Below are 18,130 nucleotides of genomic sequence, written 5' to 3'. Positions count from 1 at the left end.
GGATTAGTTTATATAGCTAATTTTAAATTTTCGGGATTTGCTGATAGATTCGTACTCTTATAGGTATTACTCAATAATCGAGTCTTTTCTATAAAAACTACGCAAGGCATGTTGCGAGATTAGCATTTGCTGAATTTGATTAGTTCCTTCGATAATTTCCAAAACTTTGGCTTCACGATATAACCTTTCTGCCGGATATCGGCTGGATAGCCCATTTCCTCCGAGAACCTGAACGGCATTATTGGCAACCAACATAGCGACTGCCGAGCTATTATATTTCGCTATATTCGTTTCCATAATGGCATTGTGATCACCCTGATTCCTTAAATAGCCAATCTTTTCACAAGTGGCTTTTGCGGCATAAAATGCCGTAGCTGAATCAGCAATGATGCCTTGAATGAGTTGATGCTGTGCGATTTTTTGACCAAATTGTTTCCTCTTACGCGCATAAGTCACCATCTCTTCCAACGCGGCATGGGCAATAGCAACACCCGCCCAGGCGATACTGTAGCGACCAAAGTAGAGGGCTGTATTAGCGACAAAGCTAAACCCTTCTCCCTCACGCCCGACTAAATTCTCTTTTGGTATTTCTACATTATCAAAATAAAGTTCTGATAAATAAGCACCACGGCTTGCCATTAAGTCCTGCATTGGTTTTCTCGTTAACCCTTTCACCCCAAACTCGACGATGAATGCACTCACTTTTTCTTCGCAACGGGCAAATACGAGGAATAAATCAGCAATCCCTGAATAAGTAATCCATTTTTTTCTGCCGTTAATTCTGAACCCCTTTTCCGTGGCTTCATATTTTGTTCTGATAGCATTAGCATCAGAGCCAGCGTCCGGTTCAGATAAGGCAAAACATGCGATTTTTTCACCTCTTGCCATTGGTGGTAAATATTTTTCTTTTTGCGGTTGGCTTCCTAGTTTTACAATTGTTTCACCCACTAAGCTTATGTGAACAGTTAATAGAGCGCGTGTTGAATTACATCCTTTACCGATTTCCTCAGTCAAATAACCATAAGAAAGAGGGTCCATACCTTGCCCGCCATATTCTTTGGGTAACATCGCACCTAAAAATCCCTGTGCTCCCATCTCAGTGATAATTTCACCGGGCACTTTACCCTGTTTATCAATTAAAGTTGCGGCGGGTCTTAAGACGTTATCTGAAAATTTCTTCGCGGCTTCCACCAAAGAATGAATTTCATGTCCTATCATATAAATCTTACTCTCTTATTTTATTAATTAAGTTCAGCATTGAATTGATTGAAACAAAATTCTCACGCTCTATATATTCATCCGGTACAGTTATAGAACATTTCCCTTCGATAAAACAAAGTAAACGCATGGCAAAAAGTGAATTAACCAAACCACTTGTAAATATATTGGTATCGTCCAACAATTCAACATCATCATCAAATACAGTAATATTATTTTCAATAAATTCACGAATTTCTTTGGCAATTGCGTCCAGATTTTTCATTATCATATCCTATTAATTTATAATGACATCAACATAGTAAGGGTAGTCAGATACTTGCTCTAACGTATTTTCAAACAGCATCGTCTCATCAGCAAGTTTTTCTATTTCTTTAAACCCTGAGAATTGGTAAGTCACAAACATTTGCCGATTACGAGGTGTACGTCTGAATTCAGCATACAATTTATGCCCTTTTGCTTTTGCCTGCTGCATAATATAGGTCAATGCTATACTGCCCACTCCACGGGAAAGTGTTCTACAGGACATTAACAATAATTTAATATAATCAATCCCTTCTTTATAGTGTACTAATGCCAGACCTATCTTCCCGTAAGAGCCATATTTATCCACCAATTCAAAAACAAATACGCCATAATTATCTGAGTGAATTAATTCATTTAATTTTTCTCTACTGTAAGTTATACCTGTTGAGTTAAGCTGATTAGTCCGTTGTGTCAGTTCCTCAGCCCGAAGGAGATCTTCGTGTTTGGCTTTGGCGATATAAAACTTCATATTGAGTTGGCTGAGGAATTCTTCTGATGTACCAATAAATTCATCTTCCTCTTCTTTACGCAGAATATCTTCTTGATAACGCTGCCTTCTTAATTTTGCATCATCCGATATTTCCATGTTGGCAATTCGCGGCAAATGAAGTATTGATTGATATTCCAGCGCATCAATACAGGTGACTTCCGGGAATTTAGCGTTAACTTCATCCCTCTCTAAAATCTGATCATCCACAAAAATAAATGTATCCGCTGAAATATTTAAACTTCTCTGAATTTTTTCAATCGAGGAAGATTTAGCGCCCCAATGAATTTGAGGGTAAATAAAATAATGTTTCAAATTAAACTTACTCAGCATTTCCAAAGCATCAGACGCTTCATTCCTGCTTGCTATTGACTGCAAAATACCCATTTGATCCAATTGGTCTATGATTTTTTCTATCCCGGGCTTTAACTTAAGATCATCCCCTTCAGAAAGAACCCCATCCCATAGCGTATTGTCTAAATCCCAGATGATACATTTTACCGGTATATCATTGCTTACCCGCTTATTTGTTAAGTCATCCATCATTAATATTCCGTATTTTTATCATTGCTGTTTTTATAATTAAAAAAGCCTTTACCACTTTTTTTGCCAATATTTCCCGCCTCAACCATTTTCCTTAGCAGAGGACAGCAACGGTATTTCGGATCCTGATAACTTTCATAGAGAACCTGCAAAGAGTTAACGACCGTATCCAGCCCAATCAGGTCTGCGGTTTCTAATGGCCCCATAGCATGTCCGTAACCTTCTTTGAAGATGCGATCAATATCTTGTGGGCTGGCGAGATTATCCTGTACGAGAAATGCCGCTTCGTTCATGAATAAGTGAGAAAGCCGATTAGAAACAAATCCGGGAAAGTCTTCTACAACCACAGGATTTTTTTCAATGCCCTGTAAGAATTTTTTTGCCTCAGTCAATGTTTGTTCGGAAGTATGGAAACCTTTAATCACTTCTACACATTTCTTTATAGGCACGGGATTCATAAAGTGGAGGCCAAGTACTTTTTGAGGAAAAGGTAACGCTGCTGCAATTTTTGTGATGGATATACAACTTGTGTTTGCAGCAACATAAGTTTCAAGCTTAATGTATGGCGTTATTTTTTTATAAACATCTTGTTTAGTCGCCCACTCTTCGTTGACATTTTCAATTACCCAGTCACTATCTTCAATCTCTTCATAAGATGAAGTAAATTGAATACGCGCTTTCAATTCTGATATATCCAGAGATTTAAATTCAGGTTTAAGCATCCGATATAAACGGAATTCACTTGAAACTCGCGAAGCAAGATTTACCAGAACTTCTGAGGATATATCTATAAGTAATATATTATGTCCATATGCAGCACATGTTATTGCAGTGTCTAACCCCATGATACCGGCACCAATAATTGATATTTTCAACGATTACCCCCCACTTTTTATGATTAAAATCAGCTTGTCGGAAAAGATAAAAACAAAATATATAATTCCCGATTTCATCAGTGTTATTTAGATACGCTACCGCCCTTAAGTCATGGCCTTAAAACCAATGTAAAACTCATATTTTCCGCAAAAAAATTTTGACAGCACAGTCAACTCTATTTTTTAAATCAAATAGAGTTGACTTATGAAATAATTTATAAATCAAAACATAATCTTCATGTTAATTTCGAAAAGCCAACACTAAAAACACAGATGCAATATACCTTATCAATTAATAAGAAATAAAAAAGACATTAAAACCATAAATACCTATCATTATTTCCTATTTGATAATTAATATTTATTATGAGCACATAAAATACATCGTCATTCATTAAACAGGCTCTCCTGTACTGCCTTTTGCTTTGCGTCGCCTGTCCGCTAATCTGCTCTTGCCGGATTGGAATGACGACAGCATATGCTCCGGGGATGATTGTTTGTCTAAGTTCACCTGTTCAGGTGACAACCGGCTCTGTTTAATCCAGTTTGAGAAAGAGGCAATCGTCGGATGCTCAAATAAGACAGTGACACGAATCTCCTGATTGAACGTTTGTTGCAACTGGGATTGGAGTGCAATTATCTTTATCGAGTTACCACCAGCATCAAAGAAATTGATTTTTATATCAATCACCTGGCTTTCCAACACCGCTTTCCAGACCGCTTGCACTTTAGCCACCACCGGATCTGCCGATGCCACATGATTTTGCACAGGTTTTATTTGCAGTTGTTGCGCAGCATACTCCTGTAAGCTTAGGCGATTAATCTTGCCGGTAATGGTACGTTCAAACCCATCGACAACCACAATGAGTGAAGGTAACCACGATTCCGGGAAATTACGCCGGATATGTTCCCGTACCCGAGGCTCCAATCTCGCAGAAGGTTCATGGCTATCAACAAAAAGATGCCACTGGCGCTTTCCCTTCGATTCTATTGCGGGCAGTAAACAACTGGCTTTAACCGTATCTAATGTCTCAACAACACGCTCCAGTTCACTCGGTTCAATGCGAATACCGTTCACCTTCATCTGATCATCAATCCGCCCCAGATAGCGAAAACCTGATTCACTGGAAAAAGTAACCATGTCGCCAGTGCGATAAAAAGGATGCTTACTGTATTGATCCAAATACTTAGATTTAACAAAATACTTCGCCGTCTCAACGGGGTTAGTCGTGTAACCACGGGTAACCGCCTTGCCTCCCACCCAAAGCTCACCACGAACACCGGCAGGCAATGGTTTACCGAATATATCAGCGCAGTAGGCAATAACATTTTGAATTGGCCAACCGATGGCAACATTCGCAGTAAGGGATTGTTTCGCGTTGAGACAATCCACTGTCGTCTCACTGGGTCCATAATGATTGCTAACGGCATACCCTTGCTGCAACAAATCATCCCGCAGACGTTTGGGTAATTCTTCACCCCCGAATATCCACAATCTCATGGCAGGCAGGAATGGTGCATCCTGAATAAGCTGCGCAATGGCTCCGGGAATAAAATTAATTAAGGTGATGGATTCAGACTGCAACAGCCCAATGAACGCCTGCCTCTCCAGTAACACATCCGGCGATGGATAGATCAGCGTAGCACCAACAACAAAACTACCCAATAAATCTTCTACGCTGGGGTCGAAATTCAGATCGGTCAGCCCAAGCACTCGATCAGCGGCTGTCAGCACCGTCTCTTTAATAAACCAGTCCAGCAGGTTTGCAACCGATTCATTACGGATCGCAATTCCCTTAGGTGTGCCTGTCGTTCCCGACGTGAATATAAAGTAAAATTCATCTTCAGGCCGTCGGTTGGTCCATAGCGTCGGCTCCGCCGTAGATGGCCGCAAAATCTTTTCCTCAATATCCAGCAGCAAATAACGCCCACTCCCTTCGCCAAGTTCTTTATTAAAGGAAGCATCACATAAAACAATGCTGCAATCTGCCAACGTTAACAGGGTCTTTTTACGTTGCAGTGGATCTTTCGGATTGACATAGAAGTAACTGCCACCGCTGAATAATATTGCGAGTATTGCCTGAGTCGATAACAATCCTTTTTCAAGATGAACAGCAACTCTGTCTCCCGGAATAAAACCCGATAACCGTAACTGTTCTTGTACGCCACTCACTCCTTTCAATAACTCACAATTGCCGATGCTATTTTGTCCATAGATCAGGCTGATTCCTTGAGGAGATTCGCTAAGACGCTGATAAATACGTGTCAGCAATGAATTGATATCCGGCGTCTGTTCGTTGATCTCCCCAATGCACAAAGAGCCTTCTTCTTCTTTCTCTGTATCAAGTTTTAAGATGAAATCTTCAATCAAGGTATCTGTGGTGTGATTAATCAGATCTTCCACCAACGATTCAAACCCATTAAACGCCACTTTTACTGCATCAGATGCCCCCGTGAAAACTTCTCCGGCACTGAGTTCGACTAACCATTGCTCCACACCAGAAACGGTTAATGTCAAACCGAAATGCGTCGTTTCTTCACTGTATAAATCCGTCACGAAGGCACCACAACTGGCATCTTTCAATGTGGCATCAATGGGATAGTTATCAAAAACCACAATAGAGTCATAGAGTTCTTCACGTATTCCCGCTTCCTCGCGGATCAATAAAGGAGGCGTTTTTTCATATTGTTGCGCCTGTTGTAACGCTTGAAAAACAGAACGCAAAGCCGCTTCTACATTCCACTTACCTTCAAGCGTAAGGATAAGCGGTACGGTATTGATAAACAGACCTAAGGGTTGACGGTCAATGTCTTGCGTCAAAGCCCCACCTCTGCCGGAAAATGTACAGCCCAACGTAATGGTTTTCTGGAAGGTGAATTTAGCCAGCGTCAATGCCCAGCATAGATAAATAAAACTGGCTGACGTTACCCCCGCGCGGCGGCAAAGTGATTCTATGGCCGCCTTACGTTCTTCGCTCCATAGGCTATTTACGACGATTTTTTCATTTATTGTTTTCTCAGCCGCATCGTAACCAATGGTCCGGAACAGGGATTCAGCCAAGAGCCGGGTTGTTGCAGCAGACTCTCCACCGGGCAAATGTTGAAACACTTCCCGCCAATATTCGCGACTGGACATCAACGCTTCCTGACTTAATCCCTGCCAGAGTTGCTGTGAATAGATACGTGCATCCAGAGGAACAATTTTTTGCTGACGCAATTCCTGCAACCAGAGGGAAATCAACAGCGAACTACTCCAGCCATCCATCAGAATATGGTGAAAAGAGAAGGCCAGACTTACCGTTCCCGCCTTAACATCGTGGAAGCCAACAATGCGAAACACTTCTTTGTTCAACGCAAAAGGCGTGGCTTTAGAATGTGCCAGCCAATCAAGGCAACGCTGTTTAATTGACGGGACTGGAGCCGTTGAGTCAATACGGATATATTCGAACGGAATTCGAGGCAAAGAATAAATAACCTGATGGGGAATGCGAATACCTTCCCAGACAAAAACCGACCTGAGAGCGGGCTGTGAATGCTGTATTTGCTGCCATACTTCAAAGAGGGTTTCTTTATCGGCATCCGCCTTCAAGCTGAATGCCACACCAATGTGATAAGCGCTGTTTCCATCTTTTAATGCGTGAAACAGTAACCCATTCGCTTGAGGCGTCACTTGTAGCAGTTCTTCAATATAATTATCGCTGCATACTGTATTTGCTGAATCGATAGCGGTTCTCATACTGAGGCTCCCTTAATAATGAGATCAAGCTCCGATTGTGAAAGTTGACAAAGAGGAAAATCGGCAGGTATGTATGGCTTTTCGCTCAATAATAACTTTTCGTTCGAGAATAGTTTTTCGTTTAATTGTGCCAGGTAATGCTGCGCATCATCACCATTAGCGTTGGGAATGCCCAGCCTCAACTCAACTAAAACAGAGCCAGATTCACGGCAATCACAAATAAGTATGTCAAAGTCGGCCACACTCTTTTCGGCAGGATGCCGGAAACCTCCCGACAAGGACTGCACCAGATCGAAATGCCCCCATGTTCCGCGCCCTTCTAATCCCAAGCCAATGTCGTTAATGCACATGTGTGGTCTTTTTCCCGGATTATTCAGCCCCAATTGTGCTTTCCAGCTCTGCTTATCTTCATAGAGACCCGACTTTAATATTCGCAAAAAAGCAGCCTGAGAAAGTCGGCATGGGTGTTCTGACGAAACATTAAGGGTCAACTGATTAAAGCCGGTAAACCAACCTACCGCATTCGCTATTTCTGCATTCCGGGTTGCGGGAATACCTGCTTCAGAGAATAAACGCCCGTGGTTTTCAAACAGGATGACAGGCTGTGGAGGCAATATTTCGTTATCCTGCATAACGTCCATCAAAGCAGCAGCGATCAATTGTGAACGCTCAGCCTTAAGGCGTTGCTCCATCAATCGCAAATCATAACCACAAATTGACAGCGCCAAAGTAACCGGAGTCACCGGAGGGTGATGGACGGTATCGTCATAAGGTACATAATCCACCTCAGGAACGTGTTCTCCCAACCATTTACCCCAAAGGAATGCGCCTTGTTCGTGGGTCGTTTCCTCTGCATTCGCATTCTGGAATAAAGAACCATTGATAGCTTGCTCCAACTCATCCAATAAGAAAATCCATGAATGCACATCGCAAATAAGGTGATGACAAACCCAAATCAGATAGTTTCTGGCTGAAACCGGATCAAATACGACCGAATGCACGCTGGGCTGTTTCTCCAGACAAACCCTGCTTTGTAATTTATTCAATCTGTTTTCAAGGTGTTCACCCGGCGCCAGAACCTCGCCTTCTGTCACTGTACCGAAGTCATGCACTTCCGGTTCCGGGGATGCGAAGTAAAACTCACTCAAATCTTGATTTGCTCTCAAAGCAAAAATTTTATGCCTTGCTTTAACCACCGAGACAGCCGCGTTTATTTCTTCAGCCGAGAGCGAAGATTTCAACTCAAGCACCATACCTTGTTGCAAACGATTGCCATATTTGAAACATTGTTGCCGGAACCAGCAAATACTGGGTAGGTGTTTAATCCAACCTGCTTCAAGTTCTTTTGATATAACCGAATCAGTGACTCCGTTTTCCAACGCCGCTGCGCAGGCTTTTTCAAGAACAGAGCCTAAAGAATTCAACGTTAACAGTTCACCTGCACCAATCCGAATCCCTTCTCTGGCTAACAATGCGACGAGCCTGATCGCTTTGATCGAGTCTCCTCCCTGCTCCAGAAATGAAGTGGTTAGATCAACGGTCTGTGGCCAGATTGGTTTCAGAAACTTTGCATTTAACCAGACCGGCAGTTGATAGGTGCCCGGCGCGCTCTGCCGTTGTGCATTGGCTGAACCGGGCAGGGAAGAACCACTCGCCATCAACGTCGCTTGAGCTGCGGCAGTCAGCGCCGCCATATCAACTTTACCGTTGGCATTAATCGGCCAGGGTTGTACGGTACAGTACAGCGTTGGCAACCAAGCATCAGGAATTTTCGTTTTCAGGCTACGTTGAAATTCCGGGTTGTCATGCGGTATGGCCTGACTGCTGCACAAAGCGACTGTTTCATACCCATCCGCTTCATCAACCACCAGTTTCAGTGCCTTCAACTCCCAACTATAGTTATCGTTCTCCCCAACACTCGTCAGTACACTTTCCACCGCTTTCTCTATTTCCGCTGGGTGGATCCGGTAGCCACGTACCTTAAACTCATCGTCAATACGTCCAAGGCAATGAAATATTCCTTGTTCGTCCTGTAAGCCTAAGTCACCAGTACGATACCAACGGCTTAAACCATCAGCACGGCACACAAATTTTTCCTGCGTCTGGATACTGTCGTTGAGATATCCCATGGCCAGCACCGGGCCACTGATACTAATTTCACCCATGAATCCACGGGGCATATTTTGCCCCCAAGAATTTTTTATCGACATCTCTGCTTTACCTAACGCTGTACCGATAGGCATAACTGCGGTGTTTATCTTGTTATGACCGTCAGGAGAGCTTTCTCCCCCACTCACTGAACAGATACAGCATCCGACTGTTGTTTCTGTCGGCCCATATTCATTGATTATTTTGCTTCCCACAGGAAAATAATCGAGAGCTTTCTTCACCAGAGAAGAGGACAAATTTTCTCCACCCACAACAAAAGTCAGCGGATGACTTCTTTCCGGGCTGTGCTCAATCAGCAATGAGAGATGGGATGGCGTGCATTTAACGCCCGTCAATGACTCATCAGCCAGTAACGTTTGCAGCAGTTCAGGGTTATCACGGATATCTTGTTCATAAGGTTGGATAAATCCGCCCGACAAAACCGGAACCAGAATAGCGGTTTGTGTTAAATCAAAACCAAAGGAGGTAAATAAAGGCGCATTAAATGGAGTCTGCGCAGCGTAAGCCACCTTAGCCGCCAATACATAATTTGCCAGCGCCATCGGGGAAATCACTACGCCTTTAGGTTCTCCGGTCGATCCTGAAGTATAGAGAATATAAGCAGGGTGACAATGTGTCTGTTCTGTCCATGTTACTGGATTCAATGCAACATCAAGCCCTGCCTTATCCAAGGAAACACGTAACAAACGCAAGCCCAGCATTTCTGCAAGGTGATGGTCGGTTTCCGTATAAATACAGAGAGATGCCCCCGAATTACGGGCAATAGTCGATAATCTAGCTAAGGGCATGGTCGGACAAACAGGAACTACAGTCACATTTTCAATCAGGCAAGCCAGATAAGCGAGCACAGTTTCAGGTGTACGTCTTCCCAGAATAAATACCGGATTGTGCTCATTTTGCCCATTTCGTATGGTATGCAACTGTTCTCTGAACTGGTTAATCCATTGCAATCCCTGACGATAAGTCACCGCATCAGCACCCTGCTGGAATAACAGGTTATCAGCATAACGTTCAAACGCATGGTATAAATGAACGCCGATCGGTTTTGTCTGAGGTTCTTTCCAAGAGTGGGTTTCTTGCTCTTTTTTACTTAATGGTGTCTGCGTGACTTCTTGTTGCGCCAAAATTTCGCAGGCAGCTTCCATTGCATAATCAGTGACTGTTTTCAGAAACATATGACATTGATCTAATGACCATATCTTGCGGAAATCCCCCTCAAATTTGAAGTTCCCACCTTCAAAGCGGTCATGGATATGAATGGTCGCAAACAGTGCTTCTACTGCCTGCATATGATCAATTGATACGTCAGCACCTAAGACAGTTTTCCGGAAAATACCAGTTTGATAGGAAACCCCGAAAGCGGGAATGATCCGTTTCCAATCTTGTGATGCAAATTCATTCCATCGGGCACCTGGCGCATAACGTGAGTGAGCAACCGCTTTTTGCAAGCGCTGCTTAAGCATATGGTAACAATCTGTCACCGTCTCCCCCGCTTCACGGGATACGGGGATCAAAACCGGAGCCACTGCCATAGAGGCAGAACGTTTCTCTTCATTACTCCAGCGGTTAAGCATCGGTGCCTGCAATAAAGCGCCATTACCATCTTCAATAACCATTTGTGTATAGGCGACAGCCGCGAAAAACAGCCTGAAAATAGAGCCGCCACGACTTTTAAACAGGCGCAGTATATCGTTTTCAGCTTCACTCAGTTCGTAACGTACACGCCGGGATTGAGGCGTTAGCCTGCGATAGTCACCAATCGGATAACGGCTGGCTATTTTGCCGGCATTAACGAATTCCGTTTCGTTACCGGCATTGTCACTGAAAATACTCCGCCAATACGCTTCATCTCTTTGCATACGCCGGGAGTTTTCATAATTCCGCTCACCCTCCGCGTTAACCGAAAATAGCAGATATTCCGTATCCGGTTCTTCTTCTTCCAGCGCACCCATCAGATGTTCTATCAGTACTGACAATCCCTCACCATCGGTAGCCGCATGATGTGCCTTAATAAACCAGCCTGTCTGTTCCGGCTGAAAACGCACGGCAAAAACGCGCACCGGTGTCAATGATAAATCTTCTTCTATCAACGTCTGGCGCTCCGCCCAACTTTCGAAAGCCCGTTTAGGATCCGGATAACCGCTAAAATCGACTTGTATGACTTCCGCATGAGGAGTGAGCCGCCGGATGCCATGCCACTGTGTTGTCAAGTGATCTGTTTCCGCATGGTCATTAACGAATCCAATATGAAATATATCCATTGAATTCTGGGTCGTTTCAGCGGCCTGAGTCAGTTTATCCAGAGGAATATCCCCGCTTAAACGTACCGCAACACTCAAATAAAACGGGTAGCCAGTTAAATGGAACGCTTCCATTTTGAAAATAGCTTGCTGTGATCTAGATAGCTCAAAAATAGGATTACCCATGATTAAAATACTCATTTGGACGAATAACCGTGTTATTTATTCTTAATAAAATCTTCACTGTCGACTATTGTAATTAGCCTCAGAATACTTAATTTTAATCACTGTAAGAATTACTAGTCATTATTCAAACGCACATGCACATGAGAGTACATTAAGAGAAACCTAAAAAAACATCAATGGCTATTATTGGAATACAAAAACAATTCGATAAATGGCATTAAAAATAACAACGCACCAGCAATAAACTAAATGTTATTTTAATTCATTAAATTACAATCTTATTTAACAATTAACTTATGGTATCAGCGCCGAATTAAATTGCAAAATTTATTTTAAAAAACTTCGTGAAATCAATCACAAAAAACACTCGAAATTAATTATAAAAAAATAATAACTTGAAATTATGATATTATACCACAATGAATTTCCGTTTTTTCTGCCACACTAAGAATCTTAAGCTTTCATAATAAAGATCACGTATCCAATCCTTTGATTAGTGTTAAACATAGTGGTCATGATTCTAATAATTATATATGTGATAAGCTCCTCTCTTTTTTATTAGGGGTGATTCATAGACAGGATCTTAAGAATTAAGTCTTTCAAAACACGCATCCAATGTTTTGTTTTTACATGATTTTTTTGTGATGTTTTGAAAGCGTTCCGGCATAAATATTCTTGCGCTTTTTCCAGCCAAAAATACGTTTCCGACCACGCTGTTTGGAGCAGAGTTTCTATAATTGGCCTGAGCCAGATGTCTGTATTTTGGGCTGCTTTGAACAATGAGACGGTAGAAAATAACTGGCTTGCCAACGAACGCCTGAACAGCAGTGCCAGTAAACTGAGCCAGATCAGTCCCGTGGCTATCGTTTCTTTCCTGGTGGTAAATCCGTGCCAATTTGTATGCGATTTTAGCTCTTTGAACAACAGCTCTATTTGCCAGCGGCAACGATAAATATCCATGATGTCACTGGCTGTAAACGCTTCCACAGACAAATTCGTCAGCCAGAGGCAAAAGCGTTTTTCTTCGGCAAACCATCGGCGGACAAGGCGGAACTCATAACCATTACGCCGACAAATCAGATCCAGCACTTCTGAGCGGTTGGTTCTGCGTGTAATGGATTTCAAAGGCTTATCAGCCAGTTTGGGCAATAATTTTCCCGGTCCATTGCGGGCTGTGATTATTTGAGGATTGAGCGATTTGCTTCCCCGGACAATAAATGAACCGCCTGAATAGGATACCCGCTCAAAATAATCAAAATCGACATAACCGGCATCCGCCAGTAATAATTGGCCATACAGTGTCTCGGGGGCAGGCAGGTAAGCCCGCTCTGATGCCATATCCGCAGTCACCGTCATCTTAACCGGCGACTGGGTGAACAGTGACAGCGTCATGTGACACTCAACGGTTGCATCAGTTGACCTGAATCGATAAGGAAAAACATCAGACAGGGCCGAATGGACTTTGAATGAACTGCCATCCTGCAAAATAACATTTTGAAATTTTGTGAGTTTCTTGGGTATGGCAACGGATTTATCTGCCCATTGCGCCATAGCAAATCTCACCAATATTTTGACAAATTCGACAAAAGCGGTTTTACGTAGCTGATTATAAAAGGGACGGTAACTGACCTGTTGTTTTTTATCGGGGCACAGGCCATTAAATTTTTGGTGTAACTGGGCGATAGACGTAACTTTACCGGTACTAAGTACTGCGATAAGGCTGAGGATTAATACACGAGGCTCGATATTTCTCACACGTTGAATAAATCCACACTGAAAGGCTATTTTATTCAAAGAAACATCACTGAAGAATTGCATTAGCTGGTGTTTTATAGCGATAATCGTCACAGGCTTCATCCGTGGTTTTGGTATTAGTTTGGCGACGATTATCAGATCATAAATGAAGCCTTTTTTCTATCTAAAATAAACGGTTATTGCTTAAGATCCTGTCTATGTACCGGTACTAAGTGCTGCGATAAGGCTGAGGATTAATACACGAGGCTCGATATTTCTCACACGTTGAATAAATCCACACTGAAAGGCTATTTTATTCAAAGAAACATCACTGAAGAATTGCATTAGCTGGTGTTTTATAGCGATAATCGTCACAGGCTTCATCCGTGGTTTTGGTATTAGTTTGGCGACGATTATCAGATCATAAATGAAGCCTTTTTTCTATCTAAAATAAACGGTTATTGCTTAAGATCCTGTCTATGAGTACCGGTAAAGTTACGTCTATCGCCCAGTTACACCAAAAATTTAATGGCCTGTGCCCCGATAAAAAACAACAGGTCAGTTACCGTCCCTTTTATAATCAGCTACGTAAAACCGCTTTTGTCGAATTTGTCAAAATATTGGTGAGATTTGCTATGGCGCAATGGGCAGATAAATCCGTTGCCATACCCAAGAAACTCACAAAATTTCAAAATGTTATTTTGCAGGATGGCAGTTCATTCAAAGTCCATTCGGCCCTGTCTGATGTTTTTCCTTATCGATTCAGGTCAACTGATGCAGCCGTTGAGTGTCACATGACGCTGTCACTGTTCACCCAGTCGCCGGTTAAGATGACGGTGACTGCGGATACGGCATCAGAGCGGGCTTACCTGCCTGCCCCCGAGACACTGTATGGCCAATTATTACTGGCGGATGCCGGTTATGTCGATTTTGATTATTTTGAGCGGGTATCCTATTCAGGCGGTTCATTTATTGTCCGGGGAAGCAAATCGCTCAATCCTCAAATAATCACAGCCCGCAATGGACCGGGAAAATTATTGCCCAAACTGGCTGATAAGCCTTTGAAATCCATTACACGCAGAACCAACCGCTCAGAAGTGCTGGATCTGATTTGTCGGCGTAATGGTTATGAGTTCCGCCTTGTCCGCCGATGGTTTGCCGAAGAAAAACGCTTCTGCCTCTGGCTGACGAATTTGTCTGTGGAAGCGTTTACAGCCAGTGACATCATGGATATTTATCGTTGCCGCTGGCAAATAGAGCTGTTGTTCAAAGAGCTAAAATCGCATACAAATTGGCACGGATTTACCACCAGGAAAGAAACGATAGCCACGGGACTGATCTGGCTCAGTTTACTGGCACTGCTGCTCAGGCGTTCGTTGGCAAGCCAGTTATTTTCTACCGTCTCATTGTTCAAAGCAGCCCAAAATACAGACATCTGGCTCAGGCCAATTATAGAAACTCTGCTCCAAACAGCGTGGTCGGAAACGTATTTTTGGCTGGAAAAAGCGCAAGAATATTTATGCCGGAACGCTTTCAAAACATCACAAAAAAAATCATGTAAAAACAAAACATTGGATGCGTGTTTTGAAAGACTTAATTCTTAAGATCCTGTCTATGATAGGATGTTAAAGTCGAGCATCGCGTTACTTGTAGTATTTTTGTCGTTGTTCCTTTGTGTCATAGAGTATACATACCTATCCCTACAGGCTGTTAATGCAATACACGAATTTCGGTATGGTTATACTCCTCATCCATTACTTCGTCGTCAAATGAATCTTCCATTTGTTGATCGCGCAATATGGAATTGACCGCATCAGCAAAACCATCTTTCATATATTGTTCCATAAATATACCTTTCGGGTTTGGCCAGGGTAACTGAGCCATCGGCCAGTCACAGTGTTCCTTGTAAAACCAAAACGCTTTCAAGCGCCCTTTCACTGTGTCAAAATCCCGATTCCAATAGGCATTACCTAACCGATAATTCGTATGGAATTCATCAAAGCTGCCAAAGATTTCATAAACATAATCGGCTGTTTTTAGTATATTTTTCCACGCTGTTTCTTCACTAATATAGCCCGCAGCAAAACAATTTCGGTTCAAAACAATCGCTCGCCAGAGATCAAATCCCCAAAGTAAAGCGGGTGGGCGTCCATTAATTGAGCGAGAACATTGCTGTACATATTCCTCTGGCTCTTCAATTAAACTGCCAAGTACCTTAAACATTTCTCCATCGGTAAAAACCGCATCAACCGCAAAACGCTCTGAGTGCATTCCCGCCCATAAATCATGCAATACTTTCCAATAGTCTTTTTCATCAAGTATTCCCCAATCTGTATAGACTTGAGATTAGTGAGGCTCTGCATCAGATAAGGGCAAGATACGGTATTGGTAATTATCACGAGAAACACGGCTTTTTAAAGGGTAATGTTCTAATGTTTCTGTCCAAAAACCATTGTAATAACAACTAACGATATGCAAACGCAATGCCTGACGTTTTTCTTCCGGCAAAACAGAATACTTTGCCTGTAAGTAATAACGTTTCTGTTCAGTAATAGGGAGATTTTTGATGCGTTGTAAACTATAAGTGGAGAAATAGATACCAAGTAAGCTCAAGCCAATCAAGCTAGCCCAAAGTATGTATCCCTTTGAAGGTACGTTATTAGCATCAAGGATCAGTATCGTTATTCCGATCGATAATCCCCCTAACAAAAGTGTTGCAATCCAAAGAACACTAAAGCCAACTACCTGAACAGGCTTGAGAAATGCCACTCCCTTTCTTTCCTTGAGGATATTTTTGATTATCCTAAAACCATTAACAGGAAATCTTCTATTATTCGGGTGGTTTTGCAATAATTCTTTCATTTTTAATCCATTAATTAAGTAAGATGTATTTAGAATTTTTTAATGTTGGAATTTTTTCTTTCTTAAGTGAAACCATTAGAATAAACAGCCTTATATTATATATCATTATAAACCATCTCTAATATTAGTAATGGAGAATACTATTTTCAGTGTTAATTATGAAGAATGACATATTTAAAAAACATATAATTTTAATTCTCAATATAATTGGCCGGATAAATTAACTTAAGCACCTGGATATTATCCAATATTTTCAGCTTTATTTTCTCCGTTTTTCAGCCCATTTTATTGTTCTTATTCACGGATTAACTTTATTTTCAAGTATCTCATCATGACAAGTGAGCCACTCTTCTTCACCGGTATGTTACACATCAGACGAGAATTGAACATCATAGAGATCCCACTCTCAGGTTAAAAAACATGATAATATTAAAGTCATTAGCATCGTGTCGGGGTGAGAGGTGTAATGAAAACTATCAATCAAAAAAAGTTACTGGCACAGGCTGAAACAATCTGCCTGTCAAGAGGGGTTCGTTTAACACCTCAACGCCTTGAAATTCTCCGCTTAATCACTGAACAACCTAGCGCGATAAGTGCCTATGATTTGCTGGATTTATTGCGTGAAGTCGAGCCACAAGCCAAGCCTCCAACAGTTTATCGTGGGTTGGAGTTTCTGCTGGAACAAGGTTTTATTCACAAAATAGAATCTACAAATAGCTATGTGCTTTGCCATCATTTTGAAGAGCCTTGCCATACTTCGGCAATGTTTATCTGTGAATTTTGTGGTTCAGTAACCGAAAAGGATGCAAAGGATATTGAATCAGCTATCCAACAGCTAGCACAAGGTACGGGATTTCACTTGCGAAATAGCGTGATAGAAGTGCATGGCATGTGTTCTTCCTGCCATGAGATTGAATCCTGTACAGAGCGTGATATATGCCAGCACAATCATTCGGTTGAAGAAAATAAAAAGAAATAAGAAAAGACACTTGAAGACAAATTGAGCAATGAGGCGATCATAACTAATATAATCATATATTTTCCCAGTGTCCGTTAAACTTAAGTTTAACGGACACTGGGAAAATGACCGCCCCTGAATGGCAAACTGCAATTATCCGCCTTTGCAATCAGAACCAGTCCCCGCTACGAATAACGCCGACTGCCAATCCTTCAATAGTGAAATTCTGCTCGCTCAAATCAACAACAATGGGTTTAAATTCTGGATTCTCAGCAATCAGTTCAATTTTGTTTCCTGTTTGTTTGAAGCGTTTTACTGTAACTTCATCTTCAATGCGCGCCACAATGACTTGCCCATTATGAACATCTTGTGTTTTATGCACAGCCAGTAAATCTCCGTCCATAATCCCAATGTCTTTCATGGACATCCCTCTGACACGTAACAGAAAATCAGCACTTGGTTTGAATAATTCAGGATCAACCTTATAGTGACTTTCGATGTGTTCCTGAGCCAGCAGTGGTTCTCCAGCAGCAACACGACCGATCAGCGGCAATCCTGCTCCTCCATCATCCTCTTCAAGAAGCAAACGGATACCTCTGGATGCACCAGAGATAATCTCTATCACCCCTTTACGCGCCAAAGCCCTTAAATGCTCTTCTGCTGCGTTAGGTGAACGAAAACCAAGCCGCGCTGCAATTTCAGCACGTGTTGGTGGCATACCCGTTTGCGAAATATGGTCACGCACCAAGTCGTAGACTTGCTGCTGTCTGGCAGTTAATGCTTTCATTTCGCCCCCTGTTTGTTTATACAGTCAAA

10 protein-coding genes and 2 pseudogenes are annotated in these 18,130 nt (G+C 42.2%); 2 read left to right on the top strand and 10 right to left on the bottom strand.

Features of this window, described 5'->3' with window-relative positions; all coding sequences use genetic code 11:
* Positions 1 to 66: 66 nt before the first annotated feature.
* The 7 genes and pseudogenes from AAY47_RS11380 to AAY47_RS11355 all read right to left on the bottom strand — a co-directional run bounded on the left by AAY47_RS11380 (position 67) and on the right by AAY47_RS11355 (position 13,608).
* The gene (locus tag AAY47_RS11380; protein WP_047769951.1) at positions 67 to 1,218 is read right to left on the bottom strand and encodes an acyl-CoA dehydrogenase family protein; all 1,152 of its coding nucleotides are present in this window, start codon (positions 1,216 to 1,218) and stop codon (positions 67 to 69) included.
* A 7-nt stretch (positions 1,219 to 1,225) separates the two neighbouring features.
* Positions 1,226 to 1,483 (bottom strand): acyl carrier protein, encoded by a 258-nt coding sequence (locus AAY47_RS11375; protein WP_047769949.1) that lies wholly within the window; start codon positions 1,481 to 1,483, stop codon positions 1,226 to 1,228.
* 12 nt (positions 1,484 to 1,495) lie between these two features.
* Complete coding sequence (locus AAY47_RS11370; RefSeq protein ID WP_152669804.1) at positions 1,496 to 2,557, bottom strand: HAD-IIIC family phosphatase; 1,062 nt, start codon at positions 2,555 to 2,557, stop codon at positions 1,496 to 1,498.
* Entirely contained in the window at positions 2,557 to 3,429 is an 873-nt protein-coding gene (locus AAY47_RS11365) for a 3-hydroxyacyl-CoA dehydrogenase family protein (protein ID WP_047769946.1), read from the bottom strand. Before AAY47_RS11365 ends, AAY47_RS11370 begins: the two co-directional genes overlap by 1 nt.
* 394 nt (positions 3,430 to 3,823) lie before the next feature.
* Positions 3,824 to 7,165, bottom strand: a complete 3,342-nt coding sequence (locus tag AAY47_RS22725; protein ID WP_235428346.1) for an AMP-binding protein — start codon at positions 7,163 to 7,165, stop codon at positions 3,824 to 3,826.
* The gene (locus tag AAY47_RS22720; protein ID WP_235428345.1) at positions 7,162 to 11,760 is read right to left on the bottom strand and encodes an AMP-binding protein; all 4,599 of its coding nucleotides are present in this window, start codon (positions 11,758 to 11,760) and stop codon (positions 7,162 to 7,164) included. Before AAY47_RS22720 ends, AAY47_RS22725 begins: the two co-directional genes overlap by 4 nt.
* Before the next feature lie 583 nt (positions 11,761 to 12,343).
* A pseudogene (locus AAY47_RS11355) lies at positions 12,344 to 13,608 on the bottom strand (IS4 family transposase).
* Positions 13,609 to 13,973: 365 nt separating this feature from the next.
* On the opposite strand from AAY47_RS11355, the gene AAY47_RS11350 reads away from it, so the two are divergent.
* Complete coding sequence (locus AAY47_RS11350; RefSeq protein WP_072059781.1) at positions 13,974 to 15,098, top strand: IS4 family transposase; 1,125 nt, start codon at positions 13,974 to 13,976, stop codon at positions 15,096 to 15,098.
* A gap of 106 nt (positions 15,099 to 15,204) precedes the next feature.
* On the opposite strand, the pseudogene AAY47_RS20000 reads toward AAY47_RS11350, so the two are convergent.
* Positions 15,205 to 15,819: pseudogene (locus tag AAY47_RS20000) on the bottom strand (DUF1266 domain-containing protein); the annotation flags it as partial.
* Positions 15,820 to 15,840: 21 nt separating this feature from the next.
* Positions 15,841 to 16,356 carry a hypothetical protein gene (locus AAY47_RS19995; protein ID WP_053014266.1) on the bottom strand — a complete coding sequence of 172 codons (516 nt, stop codon included), beginning with the start codon at positions 16,354 to 16,356 and terminating at the stop codon, positions 15,841 to 15,843.
* A gap of 466 nt (positions 16,357 to 16,822) precedes the next feature.
* Here AAY47_RS19995 and zur point away from each other — a divergent pair, with 466 nt between their 5' ends.
* Positions 16,823 to 17,335, top strand: coding sequence for a zinc uptake transcriptional repressor Zur (gene zur, locus AAY47_RS11340; protein WP_047769944.1), 513 nt, complete (start codon positions 16,823 to 16,825; stop codon positions 17,333 to 17,335).
* Positions 17,336 to 17,483: 148 nt separating this feature from the next.
* On the opposite strand, the gene lexA is transcribed toward zur, so the two are convergent.
* On the bottom strand, positions 17,484 to 18,101 hold the full coding sequence (lexA, locus tag AAY47_RS11335; protein ID WP_047769942.1) for a transcriptional repressor LexA: 618 nt from the start codon (positions 18,099 to 18,101) through the stop codon (positions 17,484 to 17,486).
* Positions 18,102 to 18,130 lie beyond the last annotated feature (29 nt).

This window comes from Xenorhabdus griffiniae (assembly GCF_001028135.1).
Classification (GTDB): Bacteria; Pseudomonadota; Gammaproteobacteria; order Enterobacterales; family Enterobacteriaceae; genus Xenorhabdus; species Xenorhabdus bakwenae.
This window is presented reverse-complemented; position numbering and strand designations above follow the sequence as displayed.

Coding starts and splice junctions, on each gene's coding strand:
- AAY47_RS11380 (WP_047769951.1), bottom strand. CDS start 1,218: ATGATAGGACATGAAATTCATTCTTTGGTGGAAGCCGCGAAGAAATTT.
- AAY47_RS11375 (WP_047769949.1), bottom strand. CDS start 1,483: ATGAAAAATCTGGACGCAATTGCCAAAGAAATTCGTGAATTTATTGAA.
- AAY47_RS11370 (WP_152669804.1), bottom strand. CDS start 2,557: ATGATGGATGACTTAACAAATAAGCGGGTAAGCAATGATATACCGGTA.
- AAY47_RS22725 (WP_235428346.1), bottom strand. CDS start 7,165: ATGAGAACCGCTATCGATTCAGCAAATACAGTATGCAGCGATAATTAT.
- AAY47_RS22720 (WP_235428345.1), bottom strand. CDS start 11,760: ATGGGTAATCCTATTTTTGAGCTATCTAGATCACAGCAAGCTATTTTC.
- AAY47_RS11350 (WP_072059781.1), top strand. CDS start 13,974: ATGAGTACCGGTAAAGTTACGTCTATCGCCCAGTTACACCAAAAATTT.
- AAY47_RS19995 (WP_053014266.1), bottom strand. CDS start 16,356: ATGAAAGAATTATTGCAAAACCACCCGAATAATAGAAGATTTCCTGTT.
- zur (WP_047769944.1), top strand. CDS start 16,823: ATGAAAACTATCAATCAAAAAAAGTTACTGGCACAGGCTGAAACAATC.
- lexA (WP_047769942.1), bottom strand. CDS start 18,101: ATGAAAGCATTAACTGCCAGACAGCAGCAAGTCTACGACTTGGTGCGT.